This window comes from Marinifilum sp. D737 (assembly GCF_026672275.1).
Taxonomy (GTDB): Bacteria; Bacteroidota; Bacteroidia; order Bacteroidales; family Marinifilaceae; genus Marinifilum.
The window spans coordinates 1-9229 of sequence record NZ_JANQCD010000065.1; the positions used below are offsets into that span (position 1 = coordinate 1).

At 35.4% G+C, this 9229-nt stretch carries 4 protein-coding genes and 1 pseudogene; all 5 read right to left on the bottom strand.

What is annotated here, in order from left to right; genetic code table 11:
• Positions 1-48 precede the first annotated feature (48 nt).
• Positions 49-1236: a C40 family peptidase gene (locus NQ163_RS20190; protein ID WP_268192125.1), complete on the bottom strand. Its 1188-nt coding sequence runs from the start codon at positions 1234-1236 to the stop codon at positions 49-51.
• 729 nt (positions 1237-1965) lie between these two features.
• Positions 1966-3876 (bottom strand): outer membrane protein assembly factor BamB family protein, encoded by a 1911-nt coding sequence (locus tag NQ163_RS20195; RefSeq protein ID WP_268192126.1) that lies wholly within the window; start codon positions 3874-3876, stop codon positions 1966-1968.
• 307 nt (positions 3877-4183) lie between these two features.
• Positions 4184-5884 (bottom strand): SusD/RagB family nutrient-binding outer membrane lipoprotein, encoded by a 1701-nt coding sequence (locus NQ163_RS20200; protein ID WP_268192127.1) that lies wholly within the window; start codon positions 5882-5884, stop codon positions 4184-4186.
• Between the two features lie 10 nt (positions 5885-5894).
• Positions 5895-9005: a SusC/RagA family TonB-linked outer membrane protein gene (locus NQ163_RS20205; RefSeq protein ID WP_268192128.1), complete on the bottom strand. Its 3111-nt coding sequence runs from the start codon at positions 9003-9005 to the stop codon at positions 5895-5897.
• Between the two features lie 33 nt (positions 9006-9038).
• Positions 9039-9229 (bottom strand): annotated as a pseudogene (locus NQ163_RS20210) (dipeptide epimerase); the annotation flags it as partial.

Here is a 9229-nt window from a genome sequence, read left to right on the forward strand (position 1 = left end):
CCACTACCTATAAATTTCCTTCTATCTAACTTCATTTCTATTTAAATCTTAATACCAGGGATGTTCTGAAACTTTTACAATTCCTTCTTCCCCTATTCTATTTAAAACTCTGCGACCACCCAACCATGAAACTGTCCTGTAGTTGCTAAAATTCTCTGCTTCAGGATCAAAACTGTTTATTTTTACTCTACCCGAGGAATGAATAAACTCTCCATCCTTAATATACATCCCCACATGAGTAACTTTCTGTTTGTGGTTTTCCGTAGCTTTTCTACCAAAAAACACCAAATCTCCTTCTACTAATTTTTCAAACCCTTGTTCAGGAGATATGGTGTCTCCATGAAGAAACTGCAATGAAGCATCACGAGCCAATATTATTCCGTTCATGAAATACACGGATTTAACAAAACCACTACAATCAACACCTTTAGAGGATGTTCCTCCCCACAAATAGGGTCTTCCCATAAACTCTTTGGCCAATTGAGTAAGCCTTGACGGCTCTTTGATTTCAATTGATTTCCATAAATCAAAATCGATACAATCTGTCTTATTTAACCTGATCTCTCTTTTATCTGGTAGGTTTAACAACAAATACTTTGAATCTTCACTCTGAACTTCCAGAATTGATCCTGCTACAATATCTGTTATCGTTTCCTTGCCTTGTTCATCTTTTGCTATCTGAAAATGTGACTGAAAAATCACTCTTCTGGCATTTCTCCAATTCGTCATTTCTTCCTTGGTTCGTAGATTCAATGCAGCTTCATCCACCCAAGCTATATACTTATCAGGGGTTTGAATTTGATACCAGGAATTCTTTTCTTTTAAGATCTTAACCGGAGTTCCCATAATAGCCTGCGAAACAAGCTCTGCCGAATGCTTTGGTTGAGACCTAAGATTTACAACACTTAAATTTATCAATCCCCAAATCTTATTTCCCATTTTATCCTCTGGAAGTATAACCAAGCTATCGACCAAATGAACATTTAATTCTTCCAAAGACGAAAACAACGCCAACTTAGCTTCCGGCAAAGATGTTTCTCCACTAACCACCAGACTACCATTGCTACTCATAGAAAAACTTGTAGTATAAATTGCTTCTCTGCCATCTGGCGCAAATTGACTACCAATTTCTTGAGACTTTTGAGTTACTTGTTGGAAAACTTCTTTGTTATCATGACAAGCAAACACAATAAATATCATCAGTACGTAATAAGTATATCTCATTTTCAACTTCATCCAATTGGTATTACATGTTACAGGATTTCAAAAGTATAATACATTGGGTAATTTATTTACTTGCATATGCATGTTTGAAAACATACACTTGTATTACAAGTATACACCTTAACCAAAACAAATCATTTTTATACATCACAAGTACTGAATTAATTATTTCCACTCTTACACTGCCCTTTATTAATAAACAAAACAGATTCATGCATATTTCAAACTCCCTCCTTGTCTGTTTGAAATTAATTTGTAATACAACATACCCTACCATTCATACAAATTCCCTAAAATCAAAATAACATGTGTTTCAGCTTATTCATATCACCTAACCACTCAAGAGTTAAATTATCTGATTTATAAAAATCAAATACAATTATGCAGAAACACCCCAAAAGAGACTTATTGGTACTGGTGTGACTATTTATTCTTCCGATGATTCTGAATAGAGCAAGCTGTCTTTTTCTAAAAGGACAGATAATTTATGCCAATCGACATTTCACGTTAACAACATGTATGCATAGGCAAAAGAAATATGCGAGCCAAGGCGCGAACAATTCGCGGGGATAGTCGCAAACAGCATGGACTTAAGGGTGTAATTTTATTGGAGCAATACAATTCAAGCAATAATCTTTCAAAGCTATCTCAAAACAGGACATAGGTCTAAAAAAAAGCAGGAGTCAATTAAAAACCCCTGCTTTTTTTTTACAAACTGGCATACACCAACAACCAGCAACATTAATCTTTTATAAACTCATTTGATAGGTCAAAATGCAAAAGCTTGCCCTCAATTAGAGACACAAAAAGTTCATTAGGTGCATTTTCGTCTATTAAAATTTCATTGATTGATGAGTTACCACCTTTATAATGCCACAACACTTTACCTCTTTTCATATCGAACGCAACAACAATGCCTTTTCTAGATCCAATGAAACCCATATTTCCAACACTCGCCACATTGCATGGTATATGATCATATTCCAGCACAGATTCAATGCAAAATTTCTCAGTATATTCATCTACGGCCGTCATTACACCTAGCAATTGCCCATCCATGGTTTTCATCAGAACAGTGGAACCATCCTTACTTATACCCATAGACTCACGTACTCTATGATCATTATTGCGCCACAACTGCTTCCCACTTTCAAGATCCAAAGCAGTTAAAAACCTATCAGGAGCTACAAAATACGCCTTACCATGCGATATCACTGGAGTTACATTCCCTGGAGAATACAAAGTAACAGATTTAGGATTTCGCCACTTCCAAATCTCCTCTCCAGTATTGGCATCCAAACAATACAGACATTTATCCCACGCTCCAAATATTACTTTTCCTTCACCAACCGTAGGCGCTGCCTGAAAATAGCCCTCTCCTTTGTAATACTTCCACAATACCTTTCCAGTTTTTAGACAAATTTTTAGAAAATCAAAATTACCTGCCCCCATATATAAATTCGAATCCTGAATTACACCTTTATTAATAACAGGTACAGAAGTTTTAACTTCCCATATCAATTTGCCACTTGTAGCATCAAATGCTAAAATTTTGTTTTCAACACTTCCAACAACCACAATACCATTACTAACAACAGGTGATGAAAACACACTTCCTTTTGAAATTTTATTTCGCCACAGGTATTTTTTCTTTCTAATATTATAGCCAATCAATTCACCTTTTGATGTTCCATAAAAAACAAGATCTCCCTCTTTAGCCAAGCCTGTAAATACCGAGGCATTTTCATTTAATATTGTCCTTACCTTTACTCTCTTTAAGGATTTCGATTCTGATTTTTGCAAAGAAGTATTCTCAATTCCTTTAAGAATAGATGCATCGCCAATTTTCATACTTAAAAAAGGTTTCTCTTTTGCTTTACCCAAACGCTTTTCATGCACATAGAGCGAATCAGACCTTAATGTAACGATATTATAACCTGCCAATTCATCATTTCTAACAAATAATGAACGCCCCATTACACCTGGTATCGAATTGAAATTATAAAGAGATAATTTATGCCCATGACCACAAAGAGAAAGCAATGTGTTGTGCTTATTTAAAACATTTGTGATTTCGTTCGCATTTCCCAAATCATCATTTCTTAATGGATAATGCGACAAACTTACTACAGCATTATACTCTCCTTTTTTCTTCTTCAATATTTTTTTCAGCCAAATGATATCTTCAGCCTTCACATGACCATCACCCATTTTTAAGAATGGCCCAGTATTATAACCCACAAACAGAGTACTATCATGTGTAAATACAAATCGATCAACACCCCATAAATTGGAAAATGTCTGACATGCACTCTCCGACCAGTTGGTTTCATGATTTCCTGGAATGATATAATATGGTTTCTTTAATTGATCCAATATCGATTTTACCGTTTTTAATTCTATGTCAGATCCAACATTTGTTACATCTCCTGTTACAACTACAAATTCTGAATCCCCAATATTTATTTCATCAACTACATTTAGGAGTGCTTTTTCATTTTCTGAATCTGGAGAAACATGCAAATCGGTTAAAAAAGCAAAAGAATAAGCTTTTTTCTCTAAGGCATCAGCAGTTCTAGCAACATGCACCAAACACAGGAAGCACAATACCCATAAATACTTTCGATTAAACAGTTCATTGCAAAGGTTCATAATAAATCTCTTGAAAATCATTAAGCAGGAATAGATTCCCCGCAGATTATAGGTTTTAATTCATTCAGCTCGGATCCAAACATTTTCATCCTCTCTTTCCAATAGCAAGGATAGATAGTTATCTCTCCCAAACAAATGACAACACCTGGTAATTAACAGTATATATCATATAAAAACAGAAGTCCTTTCGAACTCCTGTTACACTACTACTACAATACACCTGGCTTTTCATCCAGACATTAACTTTAAATAACTTAAATTTTATATTAAAATTACAGCCATCCTTAAGACCAGACGGCTATAAAAATTAATTCGTTAAATCAACCACATCATCAGCATCAGGGGTATTCCACCAAACTCTAGTTGGAAAACGAGATGCATCGTCATTATCAGGTAAATTCGCTGAATTTCTCTCAACATTTCTATTATCATATTTAAGAGCACGAATCCACACTTCTTTACCATCAACTTCATCACCTGAAGCTGGGAATATATTAGCATTAAGATTTTGAGGTCTCTTAAGTCTTGTAAAAGTATTATCATATTCAACTCTACGCAAATCAACCCAAGTTTCTGGATTCATAACTGTTGCAATATGCTTTTGAGTCATTATACGCTCCAGGGTAATATTTGCCGGACCAATATTATCAACATGAGTCATATAATCCGCGATTTCAGCAGCATCAACACCCATATTTGTCATATCTGCGTTGATACCTTCTTTGTATGCAGCAAAAGCAGCCGTTTTATCGCCATTTCTAAAATTTGCTTCAGCTTCAATAAATTTACATTCTGCATAAGTAATCAAATACCAATCAGAATTTGGACTAGTATAAAACAGACCATTAGGCTTACCATATTGATGACCTCTAGAGAAATATTCTGTTGAATCCATAACAATCGTAATGTCCTCTTCAAAAGGTTCTCCTGTAAACGGATTGATGTCACCAGCAACAAATTCTACAGTTTCTTTTATACCGTTAAAGCCATTCTCTCGATATGTTCCCATAGGAACACCCTGATACTTATCCAAACCCGTTAAACCATATTTCTCTGCATCTAAAGCCGGTTGTACTATAAGAGGTAGGCGTGGATCCGGAGCTGATTCATTATTTAAAATTAATGGGTCCTTAAGATTGTCAACAAAAAACTTCGACCAATTATCTGCTCGAGAATCAAAAGCACCTTCAACTTCACCACCTTCAGTATCGGACCATGGATAGATATTATTTTGAGTCTCTTCACCAGTAAATTCTCTTTTCGCATTATCTGCATTTGAACTCATGGCTTTCCCGCAAGCAGCAATAACAGCAACAGGATCATATTTAAAGTCGCCCGAAGTTTTTGCAGTCATATGATTAAGAAGACGAGCCTTAAGAGCCCAGGCAAATTTCTTCCACTTCTCAATATCTCCATGAAACATCACATCTGTACCAATAACATTAAGATCAATAGCATTAGGCTTGTCAAAATCTAAAAGAGCCTCATCAATAAGCTTATGTATTCCTATATAAGCATCCTTTTGCGAAGTTAACTTAGGCGTAAGAATAAGCTGATCTTTAGCATTATAAGAATCTTCCATTATAATATCACCAAGCTGATCGGTAACCATAGAAAAAAGATACGCTCTCAATATTTTTCCAACAGCTGTATAATGAGGTGAGTTATATTCCTCTCCCAAAACAATTAAGTCGGCAGTATTTGGAAGAGCATTAGTATATAGATATTGCTCAGCAGCATAAGAAACCGTTCCCCATCTCCACCTTGAATAATATGTAGTTCTTTCAGTAATATGATAAGAGAGAACCGTTCCCTCTCTAGACAATCTACTTTGTCCAAAACCTGTAGTGTTATCTATGGTAGCCAACAATCGTTGTTGAGGTGGTAAAGACATATTCGATGGTTTTGTTTCTGATTCATTAACATCGAAAAAGTCATCAGAACAGGAAACCAAACCTCCTAACAAAAGTAAAACTAGAAATCCGCTAATTATATTTAAATTTTTCATTATTGCCATTTTAGAAATTAATTTTAACACCTAAATCAAAACCTTTAGTATTAGGAGTACTTAGATTATCAAGTCCTATAGCCCCTGAACCACTAACAGAAGCTCCAAAAGAAGCTATTTCAGGATCAACCCCTGAGTAATCAGAAATCATCAATAGATTTCTACCAGTAGCAAAAATCTCCATTCCATCGAAACCAATCTTATCAAGAAGTGGCTTAGGAAGATTATAAGAAAGCGTTACATATCTAAGCTTAACGTATGTTGCATCTTCAATAAAATTCTCAGCATTTTGAGAATACTGATCTTGATAGTATCTCTGATCCTTCAAGATAGGAGTAGTATTCTTTTCATAAACTGTATTTCCTTCCGCATCTACACCATTTGCCATAACACCATCCAAAACAATTGTTTCAGTCATAGATCTGTTCGCAGAAGTAGTGCTTAATCCATAATAGGTTAAAGCTGCTTCGGTAGCATTATAAACATCGCCACCAATACTCATATCAAAAAGAAATGACAATCTAAAATCTTTGTATGATAATGTATTTATAATCCCTAATGTCCAATCTGGCATACGATCAACATCAGGAAAGATATCTTCGCTAAGAGAGGCGTTTCCATCACTATCAATTATAATATCACCATTATCGTTTCTCTTTGGTCTTTTACCCTTTAATCCAAAAAGGTTACCATCCAAAACAGCAGCACCTAAAGCAGTGCTATTCCATGTCCATGATTGATCGTTATTTACTTCAACCAATTCACCAGGAAGATCATAAACAGTACTCTCCATTTTTGCAAAATTGAAAGACATATCCCACTGGAATTCACTCGATCTAGGAAACAAAGAAACATTAACTAACGCCTCGTATCCTTCATTTTTAACAGATCCACCATTAAGCTGAGCGATATAAGCACCTGCAGCCGGCGGGAGTCTCACATTTAAGAGCTGATCTTCAGATAAACTATGATAGTAACTAAAATCTAACTTAACTCTATTCTTAAGAAAACGAGCGTCCATACCAATTTCAAATGAAGTGGTAAATTCAGGTTTCAGATTTGGATTACCTGCCTGATCTGAATTCCAAGTATAACCCTCAGAAACAGGAACATAATGCCATGAACGTAGTGTTAAGTATGATTCTGATCTATGAGCACTGGCATCTTTACCAACTTGTGCCCATGTAGCTCTCAATTTAAGGTATGAAAGGAAATTATCCGAAGTAATATCAGTACCTAATTCATTAAGAAGATCAGAAACTACAACAGAAGTACCCACAGAAGGATAAAAGAATGAATGATCTCCAATCGGCAAAGTAGAAGACCAGTCATTTCTTCCTGATACATTTAAAAATGCAATGTTTTTCCAACCAAATTTAGCTTCACCAAAAACCCCCATACTCCTTCTTCTATATTTAGATTCCGAAAGAGTTTGATCATCAGCAGCAACATTTGACACACTATAAATATCAGGAGCTTGAAACTTATTACCTCCAGTATATGTTGTTCTTGTCTTTTTTTCGTCAACTGTTTGTCCCAAAGTAACGTCAACAGAATAGTCCTCATTAAAGGTTTTATTCAACATAACAAGAAGAGTCGAAGTCACTAAGCGACTAGTCTTCTCATACTGTCTAAGGTAACCATCAGATCTTCCTTTTATAAGAGAGCCAAAATCAGTAACCTTCTTATTAAATTGAGAATAATAGTCGGTTCCTAAACGATAAGAAATAGTAAGAAAATCGAGTGGTTGATAATTCAAATTAACTTGTCCAATCAATCTATCAACCTCATCGGTATTAGGGGAATTGTCAAGACTCCAATATGGATTATCAAAATCTTGATCTTCTTTTGAATCCATGAATATCTTCTGCGTACCATCTTCGTTTGCATAATCACGAGCATCGTAGGTAACAGGATATTTAAGCATACTTATAAAAGATCCCCCCGAAGAAGTACCTTGCTTATTACTTTTAGTTTGAGTGTTAATATACTTAGCATTAACACCAATTGTCAAGTTTTTTCTAAATTTCGACTGTGCGTTGAAAGTAAGGTTAAGTTTTTCGTAACCTGTATTTTCGATAACACCATTTTGATCTAAATAAGATGCAGAAGCAAAGATATTTGTTTGTTCATTGCCTCCTGAGTAGTTCACATTGTATTTTTGTGTAACTGCTTTATCGAATAAATTACTTATATTATCATAAGTAGGAGTTCCTTCAGGAATTTCCTCACCCCACGATTGTAAATGTATTCCCGGTGATGGGTCGTAACCAAGAATTTCCCCTTCGCTATTGTACTCATAACTTCCTTGTCCATAAGTACGCTGTATATCGGGAGTACCAATAACCTCATCAACAGACAAAGTAGAAGAAAATGAAATTTTACCTTCACCTGTTTTACCCTTCTTAGTTGTAATAATAATAGCTCCTTCAGCTGCTTGAATACCATAAAGAGCAGCAGCAGTAGCCCCTTTCAATACAGATATAGACTCTATATCCTCTGGGTTAATATCGGAAGCACGGTTAACACTGGCAACTTCGGAACTCGAATTCGTAGTGTTATCGATAGGTAATCCATCAACAATAAATAGTGGTTGGTTATTTCCACTTAACGAAGAGCCTCCTCGAATCATAATAATAGATGAAGCTCCCGGAGATCCACCAGCACTACTAATACTTACACCAGCAATTTTCCCTTGCAAGGTGTTAACCATATTACTTTGGTTACCTGCAAGTAATTCATCAGATTTAATATCCTGAACTGCATAGCCCAAAGATTTTTTACTCTTTTTAATACCCAAAGCTGTTACAACAACCTCATCAACTCCAATCGACTGAGCTTCTAGTACTACATTAACAATTTTTTGTCCTGTAATCTCAATCTCTTGAGGCTCCATTCCAACATAACTAAATATCAAGGTAGTACCAACCTCTGCTTTCATTTCGTATTTACCATCAATATCGGTAATGGTACCAATTGCAGTTCCTTTTTTTACAATTGACACCCCAGGTAAAGTTACTTTATCACTATTAGTAACCGTACCTGTTACTAGCAAATCCTGAGCCCAGGATATCTGCCAGCCAATAAGCATAATTAACGCTAAAAATGCGAGTTTTTTCATAGTATAAAATTTAGATTAGCAAATCATTTTTGGTTATATTTTACTTATTCCAATACCATGACAGTTTGGTAATATTACCTTTCCATCAAGCACTGTAATTCCTCTAAATGGGTCATTAGAGATTAATAAATTTCCATCCAAATCGGCCCAATCGACCATTGGTGAAAGTTGAGCTGCAGCACTTACTCCACAAGAAGTTTCTGTCATACAGCCTATCATTACTT